At 63.6% G+C, this 19727-nt stretch carries 20 protein-coding genes; 10 read left to right on the forward strand and 10 right to left on the reverse strand.

Going from position 1 to position 19727, the window contains the following annotated elements:
- Positions 1-6: 6 nt before the first annotated feature.
- From E4P29_RS06580 to E4P29_RS06610, 7 genes are read left to right on the forward strand one after another with little or no spacing between them, the layout of a single operon-like run.
- A complete protein-coding gene (locus E4P29_RS06580) occupies positions 7-672 on the forward strand; it encodes an HAD-IA family hydrolase (RefSeq protein ID WP_135042981.1) in 666 nt (221 codons plus the stop codon).
- Between the two features lie 57 nt (positions 673-729).
- Positions 730-1941, forward strand: coding sequence for a sedoheptulose 7-phosphate cyclase (locus E4P29_RS06585; protein ID WP_135042983.1), 1212 nt, complete (start codon positions 730-732; stop codon positions 1939-1941).
- Positions 1942-1952: 11 nt separating this feature from the next.
- Entirely contained in the window at positions 1953-2747 is a 795-nt protein-coding gene (locus E4P29_RS06590; protein WP_135042986.1) for a class I SAM-dependent methyltransferase, read from the forward strand.
- Positions 2744-4030: an ATP-grasp enzyme gene (locus E4P29_RS06595; protein WP_135042988.1), complete on the forward strand. Its 1287-nt coding sequence runs from the start codon at positions 2744-2746 to the stop codon at positions 4028-4030. Before E4P29_RS06590 ends, E4P29_RS06595 begins: the two co-directional genes overlap by 4 nt.
- On the forward strand, positions 4030-5055 hold the full coding sequence (locus E4P29_RS06600) for a D-alanine--D-alanine ligase (protein ID WP_135042990.1): 1026 nt from the start codon (positions 4030-4032) through the stop codon (positions 5053-5055). The genes E4P29_RS06595 and E4P29_RS06600 overlap by 1 nt, the downstream gene beginning before the upstream one ends.
- Complete coding sequence (locus E4P29_RS06605) at positions 5052-5804, forward strand: TauD/TfdA family dioxygenase (protein ID WP_135042992.1); 753 nt, start codon at positions 5052-5054, stop codon at positions 5802-5804. The genes E4P29_RS06600 and E4P29_RS06605 overlap by 4 nt, the downstream gene beginning before the upstream one ends.
- 50 nt (positions 5805-5854) lie before the next feature.
- On the forward strand, positions 5855-6580 hold the full coding sequence (locus E4P29_RS06610) for a YoaK family protein (protein WP_135042994.1): 726 nt from the start codon (positions 5855-5857) through the stop codon (positions 6578-6580).
- Between the two features lie 14 nt (positions 6581-6594).
- Here E4P29_RS06610 and E4P29_RS06615 read toward each other — a convergent pair whose 3' ends face one another.
- Positions 6595-7209, reverse strand: a complete 615-nt coding sequence (locus E4P29_RS06615) for a TetR family transcriptional regulator (RefSeq protein WP_167735398.1) — start codon at positions 7207-7209, stop codon at positions 6595-6597.
- Between the two features lie 80 nt (positions 7210-7289).
- Between E4P29_RS06615 and E4P29_RS06620 the strand changes: the two genes are divergently transcribed.
- On the forward strand, positions 7290-8222 hold the full coding sequence (locus tag E4P29_RS06620; RefSeq protein ID WP_245154193.1) for a hypothetical protein: 933 nt from the start codon (positions 7290-7292) through the stop codon (positions 8220-8222).
- Positions 8223-8240: 18 nt separating this feature from the next.
- Here E4P29_RS06620 and E4P29_RS06625 read toward each other — a convergent pair whose 3' ends face one another.
- The 4 genes from E4P29_RS06625 to E4P29_RS06640 all read right to left on the reverse strand — a co-directional run bounded on the left by E4P29_RS06625 (position 8241) and on the right by E4P29_RS06640 (position 11556).
- A complete protein-coding gene (locus tag E4P29_RS06625; protein ID WP_135042996.1) occupies positions 8241-8816 on the reverse strand; it encodes a hypothetical protein in 576 nt (191 codons plus the stop codon).
- Positions 8817-8844: 28 nt separating this feature from the next.
- The gene (locus E4P29_RS06630) at positions 8845-9780 is read right to left on the reverse strand and encodes a pirin family protein (RefSeq protein WP_135042998.1); all 936 of its coding nucleotides are present in this window, start codon (positions 9778-9780) and stop codon (positions 8845-8847) included.
- 82 nt (positions 9781-9862) lie between these two features.
- Entirely contained in the window at positions 9863-10204 is a 342-nt protein-coding gene (locus E4P29_RS06635) for a GNAT family N-acetyltransferase (RefSeq protein WP_135042999.1), read from the reverse strand.
- 56 nt (positions 10205-10260) lie between these two features.
- Complete coding sequence (locus E4P29_RS06640; RefSeq protein ID WP_135043001.1) at positions 10261-11556, reverse strand: glycoside hydrolase family 16 protein; 1296 nt, start codon at positions 11554-11556, stop codon at positions 10261-10263.
- A 454-nt stretch (positions 11557-12010) separates the two neighbouring features.
- Here E4P29_RS06640 and E4P29_RS06645 point away from each other — a divergent pair, with 454 nt between their 5' ends.
- Entirely contained in the window at positions 12011-13252 is a 1242-nt protein-coding gene (locus E4P29_RS06645) for a carboxylate--amine ligase (protein WP_027495739.1), read from the forward strand.
- Positions 13253-13293: 41 nt separating this feature from the next.
- Entirely contained in the window at positions 13294-15300 is a 2007-nt protein-coding gene (locus E4P29_RS06650; protein WP_135043526.1) for a hypothetical protein, read from the forward strand.
- On the opposite strand, the gene E4P29_RS06655 is transcribed toward E4P29_RS06650, so the two are convergent.
- The 5 genes from E4P29_RS06655 to E4P29_RS06675 form a co-directional block, all read right to left on the reverse strand.
- A complete protein-coding gene (locus E4P29_RS06655) occupies positions 15282-16424 on the reverse strand; it encodes a ricin-type beta-trefoil lectin domain protein (RefSeq protein WP_245154194.1) in 1143 nt (380 codons plus the stop codon). The two genes, E4P29_RS06650 and E4P29_RS06655, sit on opposite strands and share 19 nt — an antisense overlap.
- A 258-nt stretch (positions 16425-16682) precedes the next feature.
- Positions 16683-16898: a DUF2945 domain-containing protein gene (locus E4P29_RS06660; protein ID WP_027495736.1), complete on the reverse strand. Its 216-nt coding sequence runs from the start codon at positions 16896-16898 to the stop codon at positions 16683-16685.
- 65 nt (positions 16899-16963) lie between these two features.
- Complete coding sequence (locus E4P29_RS06665; protein WP_245154195.1) at positions 16964-17959, reverse strand: alpha/beta hydrolase family protein; 996 nt, start codon at positions 17957-17959, stop codon at positions 16964-16966.
- Between the two features lie 110 nt (positions 17960-18069).
- Positions 18070-19227: a DUF6596 domain-containing protein gene (locus E4P29_RS06670; RefSeq protein ID WP_135043005.1), complete on the reverse strand. Its 1158-nt coding sequence runs from the start codon at positions 19225-19227 to the stop codon at positions 18070-18072.
- 10 nt (positions 19228-19237) lie between these two features.
- The gene (locus E4P29_RS06675; RefSeq protein WP_135043007.1) at positions 19238-19645 is read right to left on the reverse strand and encodes a YciI family protein; all 408 of its coding nucleotides are present in this window, start codon (positions 19643-19645) and stop codon (positions 19238-19240) included.
- Positions 19646-19727: the final 82 nt, after the last annotated feature.

The raw sequence follows: 19727 nt of genomic DNA on the forward strand, positions 1-19727 counted from the left end.
GCACCCATGCCCGCAATTCTGTTCGGCTCCATCAGCACTCTCGTCGACACTTCCGAGCTTCAGCGACGATCGTTCAACGAAGCCTTCGCCGCCCACGACCTGAACTGGAACTGGTCGCAGGACGATTACCGGTCCATGCTCGGATCGAACGGCGGTGCCGACCGCATCAGCGAATACGCGTCGAGCACCGGAACCGAGGTGGACGCGGCCGCCGTGCACGCCACCAAATCCGAGATCTTCCAGCGGCTGATCGGCGAATCCGACGTCAAGACGCGACCGGGTGTGGCCGACACGATCGACTCCGCGAAAGCGAACGGGTTGAAGGTCGGCTTCGTGACCACGACCTCACGAGAGAACATCGACGCACTGCTCGCCGCCCTGTCTCCCGAGTTGACCGCCGACTCGTTCGACGTCATCGTCGACGCCTCGTCGGTCGACGCAGGCAAGCCAGATCCGGCGTCGTACGAATTTGCCTTGAAGACGCTGGGCGAGAACGCATCCGACGCTGTGGCCATCGAGGACAACGCCGGCGGCGCGGCGGCGGCAGCGGCCGCGGGCGTCACCTGTGTCGCGTTCCCGAACGAGAACACCGCCGGTACCGACTTCGGCTCGGCCACCGACACCGTCGATGCACTCGATCCCGAGCGCGTCCGCGCCCTGATTTCAGCCTGAGCGGAGCCTGCGGAGTGAGCATTTTGCCTGATCCTTCATCCATCTCAGGAGCAACAAGTGAGTAATCTCCAGGCCCAGGTCGTCGCCGGCGACAGATCGTTTCGTGTCGAGGGATACGAGCGGATCGAATACGACTTGATCTACGTCGATGGTGTATTCGATACCCGGAACACCGAATTGGCCGACAGCTACCGCCCGTACGGGCGCGCCCTGATGGTCGTCGACGAATCGGTGCACGCCATCTACGGCGACCGGATCAGTGCATACTTCGATCACCACGGCATCGCCCTGACAGTGGTGCCGGTGCAGATTGCGGAGACCGCGAAATCACTCGAGACGTTCGAGCGCATCGTCGGCGAGTTCGACGCATTCGGTCTCGTGCGGACCGAGCCGGTACTCGTGGTGGGTGGTGGATTGACCACGGACGTAGCCGGATTCGCGTGCGCGAGTTACCGCCGAAACACCCCCTACATCCGCATTCCCACCACCCTCATCGGGTTGATCGATGCGAGCGTCTCCATCAAGGTGGCCGTCAACTACGGCAAGCACAAGAATCGACTGGGTGCCTACCACGCCTCGCAGAAGGTACTGCTGGACTTTTCCTTCCTCGGCACACTGCCCGAGGATCAGGTCCGCAACGGGATGGCGGAGCTGATCAAGATCTCCGTCGTCGGCAACCTCGAGATCTTCGAGTTGCTCGAGCAGTACGGTCCCGAACTTCTGCGAACCCGGTTCGGACACCTCGACGGAACTCCTGAGTTGCGTTCGGTCGCAGACCGTTTGACGTACTCGGCAATCGCGACGATGCTCGAGCTCGAGGCTCCCAACCTGCACGAGATCGACCTCGACCGAGTCATTGCCTTCGGGCACACGTGGAGTCCGACGCTCGAGCTGACGCCGCCCGCGCCGTTCTTTCACGGTCACGCGATCAACATCGACATGGCGCTGTCGACCACGGTCGCCGAGCAACGCGGCCACCTGTCGACGGCCGATCGAGACCGCGTTCTCGGAGTCATGAGCAGTATCGGACTGGCGTTGGACAGCCCGTACCTGACGCCCGAGTTGCTCACCGAGGCAACGGCATCGATCCTCAAGACTCGGGACGGTATTCTGCGCGCCGCGGTGCCGGATCCGATCGGAACCTGCCGCTTCCTCAACGACCTGGAACCCCGCGAACTGACCGACGTTCTGTCGTTGCACAAGAAGATCTGTCTGGACTTCCCACGGGCGGGCGAGGGTCTCGACATGTTCACCGCACCCACGCCGTGACCGATGCAGCCATGACGCCGCGTCCAGTCACCCCGACGACGATCCTGGCGCGCGAGCTCAGCGAGATAGCCGCGCTGCTCGACGCCGACGCCGGGGTGACCGACGAGCTGACCACCCGTGTACATCGGGCCCGCGATCTCGCCGCGGGACTCGACCCGTATCTCGACACCTGCACCACCTCCGAATCTGCGGCACTGGCCACGTTGGCGTCGCGGACCCGCTCCGCGGACTGGCGATCACGGGATGTGGTCTCCGGTTCCGGGCCCCTGGAGATGGAAATGCTCTCCGGTCATGTGGAGGGACGCTTCCTGGCGTTCCTCGTGCACATGACACGAGCGACGCGGGTGCTCGAGATCGGCATGTTCACCGGTTACTCGGCGCTGGCGATGGCCGAGGCGCTGCCCGCAGGCGGCGAGGTCGTCGCCTGCGAGGTGGATCCGTACGTGGCCGAGTTCGCGCAGTCCTGCTTCGCGGAATCGACTGCTGGCTCTTCGATCACGGTGCAGGTGGGACCCGCGCTCGACACTCTCCGACGGCTCGACGGCACGTTCGACCTGGTCTTCGTCGATGCCGACAAGACCGGATATCGCGGGTACGTGGAGTACCTACTCGAGAGCGATCTGCTCTCCGACGATGCCGTGATCGCCGTCGACAACACCCTGCTGCAGGGTCAGCCCTACGCAGCCCAGCCGAACGAGAACGGCCGGGCCGTCGCCGAGTTCAACGACTACGTCGCGAACGACCCTCGCGTGGAACAGGTTCTGATTCCGTTGCGCGACGGTGTGACGCTGATCCGGCGCACATGATCCGCACCGTTGCGGCGCTGATCGGCCTGACGGTCACCCTCCCCGTCGACCTCGCGGCAGTGGGGGTGGCGGCGTTGCGCGGTGCCCGGCCCACGGTTCGGCCCTCCGCCGCACCCAAAACCGTGTTGATCAGTGGCGGAAAGATGACCAAGGCCCTGCAACTCGCGCGGTCCTTCCATCTCGCCGGGCATCGCGTGATCCTGGTGGAGTCGGCGAAGTACCGCTGGACCGGACATCGTTTCTCCCGTGCCGTCGATCGGTTCCACTGTGTGCCCGATCCAGGAGACCCGGGATATGCGCAGGCTCTGCTGGACATCGTTCGCCGCGAGGGGGTCGACGTTTTCGTGCCCGTGGCAAGCCCGGCCGCGAGCATTCACGACGCGGACGCACGTGCGCTCCTCGACGCGCACTGCGAGGTGATCCACGGCGACGCGGACACCGTAAGGATGGTCGACGACAAATCCCGATTCTCCGAGCACGCAGTGTCGTTGGGTCTCCGAGTTCCTGACTTCAGACGCATCACGGACCCCGCCCAGATCGACGAATTCGACTTCGCGCCTGGTCGTGAGTACATCCTCAAGCGGATCTCGTACAACCCGGTCGGCCGCATGGATCTGACGCGGTTGACGGCGCACACGCCGGAGCGCAACTCCACGTTCGCTCGAAGCCTGCACATCACCGAGGACGACCCGTGGATTCTGCAGGAGTTCATCGCCGGACAGGAGTACTGCACGCACGGCACCGTGCGTGACGGACGCCTGCAGGTGTACGGCTGCTGTGTGTCGTCGGCCTTCCAGGTCAACTACGAGATGGTGGAGAAGCCCGAAATTCTACGCTGGGTACAGACATTCGTCTCTTCGCTCGACACCACCGGCCAGCTGTCGTTCGACTTCATCGAATCCGCCGCCGACGGCCAGGTATACGCCATCGAATGCAACCCGCGTACCCACTCGGCCATCACCATGTTCTACGACCACCCCGACCTGGCTGCCGCGTACCTCGACGACGGCCATCGTGAAATCGTGCCGCGCCCGACGGCCCGTCCCACGTACTGGATCTACCACGAGCTCTGGCGTCTGCTGACCGAACGCGGCCGGATCGATCGGGCACGGAGCATCTTTCGCGGTACAGATGCGATCCTCACCGGTTGGGATCCCCTGCCGTATCTGCTGGTACACCATCTTCAGATTCCGTCGCTGTTGATACGTAACCTCCGTGAACGACGCGGCTGGTCGCGAATCGATTTCAACATCGGCAAACTCGTGGAAAACGGAGGCGACTGATGACGTTGTCGGTCGTGGTGCTGGTCGGGTCCTCGGTGGACCGCTTTCACAGTGACCTCTCTCGTGTCTATGCCGGCGGTTTCCTGGACGCGCTCGGCGAGAACCCCGCGTACGGTTTCGAGATCGCATTCGTCTCCCCCGGTGGCCTCTGGAGTTTCCCCACCGGTCTCGACGATTCGAGTATTGCTGCCGCACAGCAGATGCCGTTGGCACAGGCGGTGGAGCTCATCGCGGCCCGACATTTCGACGTCATGGTTCCGCAGATGTTCTGCATGCCGGGTATGACCACGTACCGCAGCCTGTTCGATCTACTGGGAGTGCCCTACCCCGGCAACGGTCCGGACCTCATGGCATTGACGGCGAACAAGGCCCGCGCCCGCGCCGTCGTCGCGGCAGCCGGCGTGCGTGTTCCCGACGGCGTGGTCGTCCGATCCGCCGACGAGGAGACAGACCTCGCCCCGCCGGTCGTGGTCAAGCCTGTGGATTCGGACAACTCGATGGGGGTCTCGTTGGTGCGCGAGCCCGCCGGTCTCGCACCCGCGATTCGAGAGGCTCTGACGTACTCGCCTGCTGCACTGGTGGAGACGTACGTTCCACTGGGTCGTGAAGTTCGGTGCGGGATCATCGTCCGAGATGGCGAACTGGTGTGCTTGCCCCTCGAGGAGTACGCCGTCGACTCCGTCCGCAGTAGTGCGGACAAGTTGAATCGCACATCCGACGGCGATCTCTACCTGGTGGCGAAGGAACAGACCAGGGCATGGACGGTCGACGTCTCGGATCCGATCACCGAAAAGGTATGGGCAGCAGCGCGATCGAGCCACGTCGCACTGGGATGTCGCCACTACGGCCTGTTCGACTTCCGCATCGACCCTGACGGCGAGCCGTGGTTCCTCGAAGCCAGCCTCTACTGCTCCTATTCGCCGTCCAGCGTGTTGGCAGTGATGGCCTCGGCAGCGGGTATCGCCGTCGAAGAATTGTTCGCATTCGCGCTCGAAGAACTGCCGGTGAAGGAGTCGTCGTCATGACGTTGGGAATCGAGATCGCCGATCTGAACCTGGAATCGGTTTCGGTAGAGCATCTTCGAGAGCTTCTTGCCGAACACGGGGTGTTGATCCTGCCGAACCAACCCGTCGACGATCAGCATTTCCTGGCGTTCCTGCGCCGGTTCGGAGAGTTGATGTTCACCGAGGGTGAGACGCCCGTTCCCGGCTGTCCGGATCTGAACGTCATCAGCAATGTCGGCCGCTCCACGCCGCCGAAGTCCACGTTCCACGTCGATACCACCTACATTCCGAATCCGCCCGCCTACACCGCGTTACGAGCGGTCGAAGTACCCGCGGCCGGCGGCAGTACGTTGTTCAGCGATCAGTACGCGGCGTACGAGACGCTTCCGGCGGAGGTGAAGGAGAATTTGGCCGGGCGCACGGTGACGCACCGAGTGACCGGCGTGGTGTCGGATTCCGATTCTTCGGCCGACCATCCTCTCTTCGCCGTTCACCCGATATCGGGACGCACGGCGCTGTCGCTGTCCGCTCCCGCTCGCTGTGTCGCGATCAGCGGAATGACCGAAGACGAAGCACGAGACACCGTTCGCTACCTCGTCGAGCATTCCACTCGTGAGGACAATCTGCTGCGGCACAGTTGGTCCCCCGACGACATGGTGATGTGGGACAACAGGTGCGTGATGCACCGCGCCGATCACAGTGGGGTGGTCGGCAACCGGGTGATGCACCGCGGCATGGTGGCGAGCACCGACGCGACTACGACTGTGTGACCGATGACTCAAAGATTTGCCGCCGCGGCTCACGCCCGGAGAATCGAGTCATGACTTCCCCCTTGGCGATCAGCCGCGAAACAGCCGTCGGCGCCGAAGCTCGTCTGTCCTGGATCCTGTCCGGACTGGCAGGCATGGTGGGTGCGGTCGCGTTCCTGCATTCCGCCGGCTACTTCGTGACCTTCATGACCGGCAACACCGAACGAGCCGTCGTCGGGCACTTCGGCCATCCGGAGGGTAAGGAGGTGACGCCCGGGGCGTCACCCTGGGCAGCATTGGCCCTCATGGCCGCGTTTCTCGGCGGCGTGATCGTCTCGTCGATCTGCCGGCGACGCTACTGGTCCAACCATCCGCACGGTGCGACGGTACTGACCACCGTGGCGCTCGCAGCGGCGGGTCTGATCGACATCGCCGTCTCCGGGTGGTCATCCGCGGACGTGAACTTCTACCCGATCCTGCTCGTCGCCTTCGCGCTCGGCGCGTTGAACACCGCGTTCACGAAGAAGGAGGAGACGTACATCCCGCTCAGTTACGTCACCGGAACGGTGGTCAAGCTCGGCCAGGGAATCGAACGACACCTCTTCGGCGGCGGATCTCATTACGACTGGCTTTGCTACGCAACGCTTCTGGGCTCCTTCGCAGCCGGCGGTGCTGTGGGTGCGTTCATCGGCGTCGTGATCACCGGGCCGCAGGTACTTCTGCTCACTGCCCTCATCAGCTTCGGCGCGACCATCTTCACGTTCACCCACACCGAACGGAACTCGTTGCTCGGCTGATCGGTGACCATCGGCTAGTCGGTGACCATCGGGGATGCGCCGACGATCTTGCGCAGCATTCGGTCGACGACGGGACGTGGCAACCGTGATCCGATCAGCACCTGCCTCTGCACGAGACCTTCGATCATGACCACGAGCATCTCAGCATCCCCTTGGGGGTCTTCGGATTCCAACGACGCGACTATCCACTGGGTGTACGCCACGAACGCGGCCCGCTGGGAGTCGAACAGATCACGGATTTCCCGGTCGTGTTGCGCTTCACCGAGCATGATGCTCCGCGCGATCACTCTTTTCGTCGCTTCGCCGGTGGTCATCGCCTCGATGAAGTCGATGATGCGGTTCACGACGATGTCCACGGTAAGTGGTTTGACGTCGACCAGACCACCGAAGGTCGCGCCGGCAGTGTCGTAGTCGCGGGCGAACAACAGCTCGAGCGCCAGGTGCAGCAATCGCCCACGAGTGGGCGCGTGGTAGTTGACCGACCCGGGGCTCAATCCTGCTGCAGCGTCGACCGCCCGGTGCGTCAAGCCGCGAAAACCTCGTGTTGCCAACACTTCGATTGCGGCCGCAGCGATTTGGTCGCGCCGGCGCACTCTCGACTCGTCGTCCTTGGAACGGGCGGGACTCATACCATGGAGTCTAGTGCCCCACCATTGACAGTCGCCGAAGTCACGTCATAGTCTCAACCGATGTTGAGGAATGCCGCCCGATGAGTCACGGCCCGTCGCGACGACGAATCATGGTAGGTGCCGCCGCGGCTGCAGCCGTCGCTGCGCTCGGCCCCGCAGCACGGGCGCTCGCAGCTCCCGGTACGGGTTCGAGCGACAGCTGTGGGGAGCGATATCAGGGCTACCGGGACGTCGACCGAGGACAGCCCTACGCCCATTTCTTTACCGAACGGACGACGCCGGCACCGGCGGTGGTGACCGACGCAGTCGAGGGCCAACCGACACCGCCCGACCGGATACCGCAGTTCGATTCCATCACAACCGATCTCGCGCCGACGGGGTATTCCACGATCGAAACCGGTTACGGACGACGCGCCGACGGAATGACTTTCGTGGCGGTGCGCACCGCGATGCCCCGGGTGACGGCGGCGATGTGGGACTGGTGGTTCGGTTGGCATTCCGCCGAGGCTGCCCGCTACAAACTGTGGCACCCCGATGCCCACCTCCACGCCGCACTCGCCGAGGACCGGACGGCCCGCGCGATTCCGGACAAGGCGAAGTACATCGGCAACACATCGTTCGTCGACGAGTACGTCGGCCCGAAGCTTCAGCAGCTGGGTATCGGCTTCCGTGACCCTGTTGCGCACGGTTTCGCCGTTCCCGAGGACCAGACGGTCGTCTTCGGCCGAGTGGGAAGTTCCATCGCACCGGTGGATCTGGGCTGGCTCGCCCATCAGGTTCGGCCGGTGCAGGGCGGTGCCGAGATGCGCAGCCGCTTCTACCTGAACTTGCGAGGACTGCACGCTCCCGATCCGAAGCAGGCCGTGTGCGCGGTGCGCCGGGGTGCGTCGGTGGATCCGAGCGACCTCGTTCTCGGACTCGACCTCGCCCGAGATCTGCTGCTGCACTGCGGGCAGGAGATGAACCACCTCGCGGGGTTTCTGCCGGAGCTGCACGCAGAGTTCGGCGGCTGATCCGTCCACCCGGCACGGTCAGTGGGCGAAGAACACTTTCGCCAGCACGATGAGCGCCGCGACGACGGCAGTGGCGAGCCCGATCACGAGGGTCCGAAACGTCGGACGGTTCCCGCGAACTCGTTCCGTGACAATCGGTATGGTGGCAATTCGTACGACGATCACGCCGCCGGCCAGCAGTTCGGCCCATTGCGCCGGAAGAATCGACAGCCACCCGAGCGCCAGCATCGCCGCCGGAAACGTCCCGGAACTCAAGATGGGGACTGCATCCCGAAATTCCTCGATGGCCTTGAACTTGCGCTGCTCGTCCGTTGCATCACCGTGCGCCTCCGGTATCTGGCTCCCGGCGACGAAATCCGCGAACACATGCGCGAGAAAGGTTGTCGCCGCAGTGGCCGTCACGAGAACGGCCGCCGTCCCGTGCCCGATGGAACTCGGCGTGGAGGCGGCAACAGCGGCGAGGATCAGGATGTTTCCGTAGACGTACGCCGACAGCCTCCTGGCCGCCCGAACGGGCGACAAGGGGCCGCCGGATCGGGTGACCAGTCGGCGGTAGAGCCGGGTCTTTCCAGTACGAGGTTCGGAGTCGGTCATGAGTCGAATGGTTGCACGGCCGCAGTGATCATTCGACGGGAACGCCGAGCCGACCTGCTTGGTAGTCCTCGAACGCCTGCAGTACTTCGGATTTGGTATTCATCACGAACGGACCTGCCATCGCAACCGGTTCCCGAATCGGTTGACCGCCCAGGACGAATACTTCCAGCGACTCCCCCATTGCCGAGGCAGCCATCTCGATGGTGTCGCCGCGTCCGAACAATGCCGTCTGCCCCATTCGGATCGGGCGCTTCTCCGCGCCGACGGTACCCTCGCCCGCGAGAACATAGATCAGAGCATTGAAGTCCCGGTTCCACGGTAGCGTCAGCTCTGCCCCGGGAGCGATCGTGCTGTGCGAGAGCGCAATCGGGGTGTACGTCGAACCCGGACCCTGCAGACCGGCGATCTCTCCGGCAATGACGCGCACCAGCGCGCCGCCGTCGGGACTCGACGCCAGAGCTACTCGGCTACCGGTGATGTCTTGATAGCGCGGGTGGGCCATCTTGTTCTCCCGCGGCAGATTGACCCAGAGCTGAACGCCGTGGAACAGCCCGCCGGACAGCACCAGATGCTCCGGCGGAGCCTCGATGTGCAGGATGCCCCCGCCGGCCGTCATCCATTGCGTGTCGCCGCCGCTGATGACGCCTCCGCCGCCGTGAGAGTCCTTGTGCTCCATGATGCCGTCGATCATGTAGGTGACGGTCTCGAATCCTCGGTGTGGATGCCACGGCGTGCCCTTGGGCTCACCGGGCGCGTAATTCACCTCGCCCATCTGGTCCATGTGGATGAACGGGTCGAGGGACGACATGTCCAGTCCCGCGAAAGCACGTCGAACCGGAAAGCCCTCGCCCTCGTATCCCGTCGGCGCAGTCGTCACCGACCGAACCGGACGCGGGACGGCGGTGGCGTCGGGCACGGAGATACGTGGCAACGCGAGAATGTTGTCGACCGTCACTGCGGGCATGGGTTCCCTTTCGGCAAGGTAGTTGACTCTGCAACTACTGTAACCGGGTCAACCTCCCCATGTACGACGGTATTCCCGCCCCTCAGCCCTGCTGGTCGGCCAGCCACCGACGGATCTCGTCGGTGGGCTGCTCGACGATGTCGTCGAATTCCGAATGCTTGCCCACGAACGCCTCGACCAGAGGACAGACCGGGACGATGCGCTTGGCATCGGCCCTGGTGGCATCGAGCGCCTCCTGCACGAGAATCGTTGCCAGACCGCGTCCGCCGTATGCCGCGTCGACCTCGGTATGGAAGAAGACGCGCCTGCCCTGCTCGTCGTCTGCGAACTCGGTGAAACCGACCTGCGTGCCCTCGACCGAGACCGTGAAACGATCCGCCTGCTGCGTGATCTCGACCTCGGCACCGGTTTTGTCGACCGTCATCGACGCTCCCCTTCTCTCGATGGCACGCCCCACTCGGTTGGGTGGACGCGGTCGGGTCAGCCTACCCAGCTGTACACGGAAACCCAGTCCAGCAACAGGTGCCCGTTGCTGTTGCCGGTGCCGTTGGTCTCGGTCTGCAGTTCCCAACGCATCGGACCCGAAGGGACCCACTTGGTGCTGTCCAGGACCACGGTGTTGTCGAGGATGTAGCGAACGCGGCCCGGGGACCACTCGATGGTGTACGTATGCCAATCGGTGAAGTTCGCACCGATGTTCTGAGCGACGTCCTGACAGCCGCCGACGCACGAACCAGCACCCGAGTAGTGATGGAAGCCGCCGACCTGCCCCGCGAGACTTCCTTCTGGGAAATCCATTTCGCCGTCTGCAGGCCATCTTTCGGATTGCGGCCACAGCAGCCATGCAACGTAGTACTCGGCCAGAGTTGCCGAATCGATCTTGAATCGCGCTGTGTATCTTCCGTAGGTCTGATTCTGCCCCGCTGCGTTGATCACCGGCGAGACGCTGGCACCGGCCGGGACGCCGTCGACGTTGTGCAATCCGTAATCGAGCAGGCCGTCGTGCGTGGACAGCACGGCGTCCGCTCGGTACGGGCGCTTCTGGTAGGTGTCCTTGTAGCACTTGGGGTACGTGCGCCACTTCTGATTCTGCGCACCGACATAGACGATCTTGGTGGGATCGCAGTCGTTGGCCCAGCTGCCGACGGCGGAAGGTTTCGCGAAATCGTCGACGAAGATCTGCTTCCAACCGGGTAGGTCACCCACCGGTGCGGCCACCCCGCTGGGCGTGGTGGACGGAGTGGTCGGGGGCGTCGTGGGGGGCGTCGTGGGCGGGGTCGTCGGAAACGGCGTCGTCGCGGTGATCCACTTCTGCGCGGCAGATCCGTTGCACTTCGCCAACACCGGTCGATTTCCGTTGACCTCACGCGAATTCTGAATGCACAGTCCGGTCTTCTGCAGCAACGAGATCGAGCCGTCCCCTCGGATCGACCACTGCTGCGCCGGCTTGCCGTTGCACGCCCACGTCGTCAACGCGGCACCGGCGGCTGCGTAGCCCGATGCCGGTGACAAGCATCGGCCCTGCACACGAATCGTTGCGTCTTCGGTGCCGGTCCACGTTTGCGCGCCCGTACCGTTGCAGTCCCAGATCTGGACGGGATTGTTCTGTCCGGTGAGACCGCCCTTGTTGTCCAGGCAGAAGCCGGCGGGTGTCTTGATCTGTCCCGAGGTGGCGGCGGCAGCCTGTGGCGCATGAACTACGAAAGCCGAAAGCAATAGGGTAGTTCCGAGCGTTACCAAAGAACGCTTCAGAACTGCACGGCCCGAAACAGTCATGGTTTCATCCTTCGAGAGACCGAACATCGCATTGAATACACGGCGGATTCGTACAATTGATTGCCGGCATCTCGAATCATAGGGATGAGCCAGACATTGCGCAGTGAATTCGTACTCAACCTGAAATGCCAGGTCAGGGGCATAATTGAAAGAAATACGACCGGTACGAATTAGAGATTAAATATTAAACTAGTTGCTGCGGATCAAAAATCTATTCATGCGAATCGAAATGTCCCGCAAATCGTGCATCTGGACTTTTTTCGACGCTGTACCGATCATTTCGCTGGCAAACAAGCGCATCGCCACCCCCGTGCAGGATCCGGCGCGGTACTTCCAGGGATGGCGCTCACCACATCTTTACTTCCCGAGCACCGGGTCCGGAAAGCGGCGCCGAACACCCTCTGTACGGTGGAGCGAAGGACCTCGACCGCGCATCACAAGGGAAAGGAACTTCATGGATCGGCCACAGAGGCTGGAGAAAGACCCGAACAAAGGGTTCGTAGCACTGCTGGGCTGGAGTTTGGCCGCAGTCGAAGCCCTCGACGCGTTCGATCGACGCTACGTCGTCGTCGCCCCCGAGTGGGCCGAGGCATACTGCACCGAGCATGACATTCCGTACCTACCGTGGAACTTCGAGCGACTCAACGACAGGTCACTCGAGATTGCGGAAACTCTCCGAGACAAAGGCGTCGATGTAGCGATACCGCTGTACGAAGAGACGGTCGAGTGGGCCGGTGCCATCAACTCCGTGCTGCTGGGCAATCCGAGGTTGTTCGGCCAGGCGATGCTGCTCCGAGACAAGGCACTGATGAAGCGCCGCGCACAGCTCGGTGGCATTCGTGTCGGCATCTTCGAGGAAGCACACGATCGCGAGGACGTCATTCGCTTTCTGCGCCGAGTGAACCAGACACTGCTCAAACTCGACGGTGACCCGAACGACCCCATCCACCTCAAGGCCTTCGACAAGGCAGGATGCCTGGGCCACCGCGTCATTCGGACTCCCGACGAAGTCGACTCCATCCCGGACGAGGAGTTCCCGGTACTGATGGAGTCGCATCTCGACGGCTGGGAGTTCGCCGTCGAGGCGTGGATCCACAACGGCAAGATCAAGTTCCTCAACATCTCCGAGTACGTCACTCTCGGGTATTCGGTGTTCGTCCCCGCGACGCCGGAACTCGAGAAGTACCGCGAGCAGATCACGGTCCAGATCGAGAAGCTCATCAAAGCGTTCGACATCGAGTTCGGGTTCATCCATCCCGAGTATTTCGTCACCAGCGACGGCGAGATGTACTTCGGCGAAGTTGCCTACCGCCCACCAGGTTTCAAGGTGTTCGAGCTACTCGAGCGGGCGTACGGCTTCAACGCGTACCAGGGCCTGGCTCTCGCCTTCGACCCGAAGACCACCGAAGAAGAAATCGACGCCTTCTTCCCGCGCGAGGTAGTCGATGCCACCGGTCACGCGGGATGCTTCGGTGTCTACCCACGGCGACGCGTCGTGAGCGATCTCGTCATCCCCGACGTGACCGCCGACGACGACTACTACGAGACCAACGACCTGTCGGCACCGGTCGAGGAAACCGTTACCAAGAGAACGGCTTTCGGTACCCACTGGGGCTTGTTGTACTTCTTCGGCGACGATCCGTACCGGATGCGCGACCTGCTCAAGCAACAGGAAGAACTGGACTTCTACGTGTGAAGCAGCAACTCGGCAACGACCACGAACCCACGACGCAGACGATGAACGACGCTGCACCGATCGACAAGGCTCTGGTGTCGCGGCTGGCCCAACTCGATCACGCCGTCGACGCGCTGGCCGGTGCACCCGAGTTCAGCAAGAGCACCAAGGTGCGACGGGTTCTGGATTCCCTGCACCGAGTGTTGTTGCAGCCCGGCGGTTGCGGCGCGGTACGCGAACGCGCCGCGATGCTGGAGAACGCCGGGCTGTTCGCCGGTACGGACTGGGCGCAGCCGGACATTCTCGTCCCCGCGTTCGTGGGCCCGAGCCTGCGCAGCGGCAATGACGACACCGTGGTTCTCGAAGCAGCCAGCGAGTTGCGGATGGTCGCGATCGTCGCCGGTGAGTACGAGCATCCCGCTGTCACCGCCGACGATGCGCGACGCTTCCTCTCGCAGGTACTCGCGTTGAACCTCGAGGTGTTGTTCACCCCGCCCTCGGAATCGGAGCGAGTCCGTTCGGGGCGCACAGCACATCTGATCCGCGATCTCTTCGGCTACGTTGCCGGGGAGATCGGCTACGACAGTGTGCTGGACGAGTTGCTCGAGGAGATCTGGCGGATTCTGCGTCAGCGTCCGATCCAGGTCGACACCATCAAGTCCATGGTCACGCGCATTGCGATCTATCGCGACGACCCGACCGTCGATCTCGGCACGTCCGGTCAGGGACTCGATCGGTTGACCACGGCGTTGTTCGGCACCACGGATGCGTGCCGCGAGGACCCGGGCGTGGAGGTCTACCGAAACCGGCTCGAAGCCATGGACGTCGAGGCACTGCAGTTCGAGGCCCGCGGTTTCGCACGCGCGATGCACGACACCGGGCTGGTTTCTCCGTACCACGCCACACTCACGCAATATCTCGTCGACCACTATTCGTACGTCCTGCCCGAGGCCTTGGGGCTGTCCGATACCGGGCGTACGTGCCTGACTCGCTACCCGGAATTGGTCCACCGCCTGATCGAGGAAACCGTGTATCCCGAGACGGCGCAAAGTCTCTACGGATTGGCGCTGCTGCTCGACCGCGGAATCCTGCATCAGCCGCCGGTCGTGCCGTCCCTGTGGCGTCAGCTGTCGCTGACCCTCGCACCCGCAGTGCGAGAACGCTTGATCACCACCTTCGGTCCGGTTCCGGCACCGGAGTCTCGATTGCTCGGTGGGTTGCTCTCCATGCTCGGACAACCGCTCGGTGTCGGCCAGGGCGACAATCCCACGTGTCAGTCGGCGCGCGCGCTGTCGATGTGGGCGTACAACGATCCCGACTACCTGCTGCAGATGGTGGTGTGGGCGGCGCGAGACGAAGAGATCGTCATGCACTTCGAGGGCCAGCCGATCTCGTCCGTCGACAGCGAAAGTGGTGTCGCAACATCGGATCCGGTGGATCTCGACCCGGCATCGCTGATCCTGGTTCCGCACCTCGACCGGATCTACGCCGAGATGGTCCGACGCTGCGCCGACAGACCGGGCGATCCGCATCGCTGGGTCAACCCCGAATTCCACGGATGGTGGTCGGCCCGCGAGTTCCATATCGATGTGGACGTCGCAACCGGGAATCTGATCGATCTCGATGGGTTCCTGCGGCAGTTCCATGCCGCCTATCACCCCGAGTACAACGGCCATCAGCCGCTGATCCACCCGCAGCCCGCCGGGGTGGCCGTAACCGACAGCGCCGCACGGTATGTGGGGTGGCACGCCATCGCCATTCTGCGTGTTGCTCCCGATCCCGACGGCGTCATGCGCGTCTACTTCTTCAACCCCAACAACGACAGTGGGCAGGATTGGGGTGACGGAGTCGTCGTCGGAACGGCAGGGAACGGCGAACGGGCGGGCGAAGGCTCACTACCGTTCGAACAGTTCGCATCTCGGGTGTACATCTTCCATACGGATCCGTTGGAGAAGGGTGAGCCCGACAGGGTTCCGAACGCGGACATCGACACGATCGTCGGCTACATCGAACGCAGTTGGGGTGCCGAGCGCGCGGCGCGGGCCGCGTATCAGCCGTTCCAGGAGTAGACCGACACCCAGTCCAGGATCAGATTGCCCTCGCTGTTTCCGTTCCCCTTGGTTTCGGTCTGCAGCTCCCATCGCATGGGCGTGGACGGCACGAAGTCGGTCGAGTCCAGCACGACTGTGTCGTCGAGGAGGTATCGGATCCTCCCCGGTGACCATTCCATGGTGTAGGTGTGCCAGTCGGTGAACTGCGCGCCGATGTCGAGGGCGGGCGTTTTGCATCCGTCGGCGCACGAGCCTTCGCCCGAGAAATGATGGAACCCACCGACGTTGCCCGACAGCGCACCTTCCGGGAAGTCGAACTCGCCGTCGTACGGCCAGTTCTCGGACTGCGGCCAGAGCAACCATGCCGCGTAGTACTCGGACAGATCCGGTGAATCGACTTTCAGACGCGCCGAATATCTTCCGTACGTCTGATACTGGTCGGCACCGATCAGAGGGGAGATACTCGCTCCGGCCGGAACGCCGTCGACCCGACCGAGGTGGTACTGCAGCGCGCCGTCGGCAGTGGACAGCACTGCATCGGGCCGATACGGCCGTTTGTCGTAGGTATCGGGATAGCACGACGGATACGTGCGCCACCGCTGGCCCTCGGCCCCGGTGTAGACGACCTTCGAGGGGTCGCACTGATTGGACCAACTACCGGTGGCGGACGGGGCCGTGAACTCGTCGACGAATATCTGCTTCCATCCCGGCAGATCCCCGGTGGGTGCAGCAATTCCGCCGGGGTTGTCGGCAGTCGGTTGCGCAGCCGCTACCGGTGTCCACGTTTGGACCGGAGAGCCGTCGCACTCGGCCAGCACGGCAACACCGGTGGCCGTCTCCCGTACATCGGCCTCCAGACAGAGGCCGGTGCCCGTCAGACCGATCGCACCGGATTCGCCCGCCGTCCAACTGGAGACCGCACTGTCCTCGCAACTACCGAGGACAACAGGTACACCGGCTGCGGCCTCACCGTTCTTCGGCACCAGACACTGCGATTGAGATTGGGATCGAACTGTGCCGTCGGCCTCGGCGACCACTTGCTGCGCCGGCGTTCCGTTGCACGTCGCGAGACGGACGGTATCGGTGTCGCTTCCATCCAGGCAGAGCTTGTCGGAAGACTCGATCTGCCCGGTGAAGGTCACTGCAGACGGTGTGTCCGTGGATGAGTCGCCGGAAAATACGCCGCAGCCCACGACTAGTACGCACACGATCGCCAGCGTCCCCGAAGCAACGAGAGTTCTCCCCGGACGGCAACCGCTACCCCACCGACCGAGACGCGAACGTGCACGAACAATCCGCATCGGGGTCGTCCCCATCGTTGCCTCCAAAGTGACGATCCGTCCCAGCCGAGGGTACAGATCATCAGCAGGAGCAATTTTCGAGACGCTTACGGAGCGCGATCAGTCCTTCTTGTCGAGCGATTCGGGCTTGTGCACTGCGTCCTTGCCGGACTTGTCACTTTCGACGCGGTACTGCGGGTCGTCTTTCGAGGCCTTGACCTTGCGGCCGGCGGCTTCGGTCTCGGAGGTGATCTTCTCCTGCACCGTTCCCTCGGTGGTGGTTCCGTGGGTCTGCCATTCGACCTTGTCGCCCTTGTGCAAATCGTCCTTCGACATGTTCCGGTGATCCTTTCGTCGGTAGGTCTGTCCATCGACTCTTACCCACGAGCGTCTCGGCGCAATCAGCTGGTTCCCAGAGCCGGAGCCAGTGTGGTGAACCAGGCCTCTCGCAGCTGGTCCTCGAACAGCGGCCAGGTATGCGCACCTTCGTCGCGCATGGATACCGTCGCCGGAACGTCGGCCCGACGCAGGGCGTCGACGAAAATGGATGTGCAGTAGTTGACCATCGCTTCGACCGCCATGCCGCCGAACGGTGGAACGGCACCGTCGGGAATGCGATCCACGGCGCCGGGCGCACCGCGTGACGAGCTCACGTACACCGCCGTTCCACGAAGTCGTTCGACGTTGAGCGACGGGTCGTGGTCGCGCCATCCCTGACTTCCCGGAAGCCCCCACATGTTGAACGGATTGTTGAGTCCGCCGGCGATCATGGCCGAGATACCGGCGGTGGCAAGCGGATTCGACGGTGCCGGGCATCCGCTGAACGACGCGGCCGCGTCGAACACGTCGGGAGCCTGGATCGCCAGATCCAACGCCGGGCCACCGCTCATCGACAGGCCCGCGACGCCGCGCTTGCCCGTCGAGCCGTAGGCGGCGTCCACGGCCGCGGGTAGTTCACGGCTGAGATAGGTCTGCCAGAGGTTGGTCCCCAGCACCGGATCGGTTGTCTGCCAATCGGTGTAGAAGCTGAACCGACCGCCGATCGGTGCGACGACGGTGACGTTCTTGTCGAGGAAGAACTTCTCCACTCCCGAGTTGTTGAGCCAGCCGACCCCGTCCTCGTTGCCGAGGGCACCGTTCAGAAGGACGAGCGTGGGCGCGGGCCCACCTCCGGGTGAGTGCAGCACCTCGTTGGAGATGACCCGTTTCATGGACGGAGAGAACACGTTCAGCACCGCGCGCGTTGCCGACACCTGGTGGATTCCGACGGCCCCGGCAGCCGCGTCGGCCGATCCGGTACTACCCGGCAGCGCCTGCGCCGGGTTTCCGGCCAACACTATCGACGCCAGTACGGCCGCCGTCACCACCACGGTGGATCGCGTCAGCTTCTTTCTCATCTGTCCCACAGGCGACATCAGCACCATACGAGGGTTGCACGAATTCCGCTTTCGACCGCTAACGATACGATTACAAAACCGCCCGGTCCGTTCGCTGTTTTGGGCTACCGCTACGAACCTGCGGTACGAATTCGAGTGGCGCGCAGCGTCAGATGATGTCGCTCGGACACCGAGGATGCCGACTCGGCCGCCCGCACGAACAACTCGGCCGCCACCCGGAGATCGCCGGCCTTCTCGTGCAGATGCGCGGCCACCGCGTGATATCTGGGTACGGCGGAATCGACTACCGCGAGCGCCGCGAGTCCGGCAGCCGGGCCGTCCGCCTCCCCCACCGCGACGGCCCTGTTGAGCCGAACGACGGGGCTGTCGGTGATCGCGAGCAACTCGTCGTACCACTCGACGATCTGTACCCAGTCCGTGTCCTCGGCCCGTTGCGCATCGGCATGCAGGGCGGCGATGGCGGCTTGTATCTGGAACTCGCCCAGCCGATCCCGAGCGAGCGCCGCCTGCAGAATCCGAACTCCCTCAGCTATCGAGACGGTGTCCCAGCTCGACCGATCCTGCTCGGCCAAGGGAATCAGCCGGCCGTCGGAACCTGTTCTCGCAGCGCGCCGGGCGTGGTGCAACACCATCAACGCCAACAGTCCAGCGGTCTCCGCGTCGTCGGACAAGGTCGCAAGCTGCCTCGTCAACCTGATCGCCTCGGCCGCGAGATCGACGTCGCCGGTATACCCCTCGTTGAACACCAGGTACAGCACCCGCCGAACCGTCGTGAGGTCGCCCGGAGCGTCGAAACGGACGTCACGCACCGCCCTTTTGGCTCGGCTGATCCGCTGGGCCATGGTCTTCTCCGGCAGCAGATACGCCTGCGCGATCTGCCGCGTCGTCAGTCCCCCGACGGCACGCAACGTCAGCGCTACCGCTGCTGCCGGTGTCAGCACCGGGTGCGAGCAGAGGAAGAACAACTGCAGCGTGTCGTCGACGCCGTCGACAATGCCCGGTTCCGGCTCGGCCGCAACCCGGTTCTCTCGATCCTGTCGAGCTTTCTCCGACCGCTGGGAATCGAGAAACTTGCGCCACGCCACGGTGACGAGCCAGCCCTTCGGGTCGGCCGGCCCGTCACCCTCCCCTGCCGACACTCCCCACACCGACGTCGCCTGCACCAACGCCTCCTGGACGGCGTCCTCGGCCGCCGCGAAATCTGCTCCGCGGTGGACGAGGACGCCGATCACGGAAGGAGTCAGCTCTCGCAACACGAGCGGGTCCACGACGACGTTGTCAGTCTTCGATCGTGGGAGGTGGATCCATGAGCGGCCGCAGTTCGAGCCACTCGTTGATGGGCTCACCGCCCGCCCCCGGTGCCGCCGACAGCTGACCGGCCAGCTCGAGAGCACGCTCGTAGGTGTCGACGTCAACGATCATCCAGCCTGCGATCAGGTCCTTGGTCTCGGCGAACGGACCGTCGGTGACCGGTGGCTTCCCTTCACCGTCGGCTCGAACCCACGTTCCTCCCGGTGCCAGCCCCTGCGCGTCGACGAACTCGCCGGTCGTCTCGAGCTGCGCTGCGAAATCTCGCATGAACTGAATGTGGTCGTGCACTTCGGCCGGGGTCCACCGGTCCATCGGAATCCAGTCGGCAGGCTCGGGGGCCCCGCGGTAATGCTTGAGCATGAGGTACTTGGCCATGATGTCTCCTAGCGTCGGATGCAGCCATTCTTTCTGCATTCGACCCTGGGACGGAGCCGGTCGTCCGATATCTACACGCTCG

This window comes from Rhodococcus sp. 1R11 (genome assembly GCF_004563845.1).
GTDB lineage: Bacteria > Actinomycetota > Actinomycetes > Mycobacteriales > Mycobacteriaceae > Rhodococcoides.

Bases quoted from the DNA above. Each gene is read 5' to 3' on its own strand.
- E4P29_RS06580 (WP_135042981.1), top strand. From the start codon at position 7: ATGCCCGCAATTCTGTTCGGCTCCATCAGCACTCTCGTCGACACTTCC.
- E4P29_RS06590 (WP_135042986.1), top strand. From the start codon at position 1,953: ATGACGCCGCGTCCAGTCACCCCGACGACGATCCTGGCGCGCGAGCTC.
- E4P29_RS06595 (WP_135042988.1), top strand. From the start codon at position 2,744: ATGATCCGCACCGTTGCGGCGCTGATCGGCCTGACGGTCACCCTCCCC.
- E4P29_RS06600 (WP_135042990.1), top strand. From the start codon at position 4,030: ATGACGTTGTCGGTCGTGGTGCTGGTCGGGTCCTCGGTGGACCGCTTT.
- E4P29_RS06605 (WP_135042992.1), top strand. From the start codon at position 5,052: ATGACGTTGGGAATCGAGATCGCCGATCTGAACCTGGAATCGGTTTCG.
- E4P29_RS06610 (WP_135042994.1), top strand. From the start codon at position 5,855: ATGACTTCCCCCTTGGCGATCAGCCGCGAAACAGCCGTCGGCGCCGAA.
- E4P29_RS06615 (WP_167735398.1), bottom strand. From the start codon at position 7,209: ATGAGTCCCGCCCGTTCCAAGGACGACGAGTCGAGAGTGCGCCGGCGC.
- E4P29_RS06620 (WP_245154193.1), top strand. From the start codon at position 7,290: ATGAGTCACGGCCCGTCGCGACGACGAATCATGGTAGGTGCCGCCGCG.
- E4P29_RS06625 (WP_135042996.1), bottom strand. From the start codon at position 8,816: ATGACCGACTCCGAACCTCGTACTGGAAAGACCCGGCTCTACCGCCGA.
- E4P29_RS06630 (WP_135042998.1), bottom strand. From the start codon at position 9,780: ATGCCCGCAGTGACGGTCGACAACATTCTCGCGTTGCCACGTATCTCC.
- E4P29_RS06635 (WP_135042999.1), bottom strand. From the start codon at position 10,204: ATGACGGTCGACAAAACCGGTGCCGAGGTCGAGATCACGCAGCAGGCG.
- E4P29_RS06640 (WP_135043001.1), bottom strand. From the start codon at position 11,556: ATGACTGTTTCGGGCCGTGCAGTTCTGAAGCGTTCTTTGGTAACGCTC.
- E4P29_RS06645 (WP_027495739.1), top strand. From the start codon at position 12,011: ATGGATCGGCCACAGAGGCTGGAGAAAGACCCGAACAAAGGGTTCGTA.
- E4P29_RS06650 (WP_135043526.1), top strand. From the start codon at position 13,294: ATGAACGACGCTGCACCGATCGACAAGGCTCTGGTGTCGCGGCTGGCC.
- E4P29_RS06660 (WP_027495736.1), bottom strand. From the start codon at position 16,898: ATGTCGAAGGACGATTTGCACAAGGGCGACAAGGTCGAATGGCAGACC.
- E4P29_RS06665 (WP_245154195.1), bottom strand. From the start codon at position 17,959: ATGAGAAAGAAGCTGACGCGATCCACCGTGGTGGTGACGGCGGCCGTA.
- E4P29_RS06675 (WP_135043007.1), bottom strand. From the start codon at position 19,645: ATGGCCAAGTACCTCATGCTCAAGCATTACCGCGGGGCCCCCGAGCCT.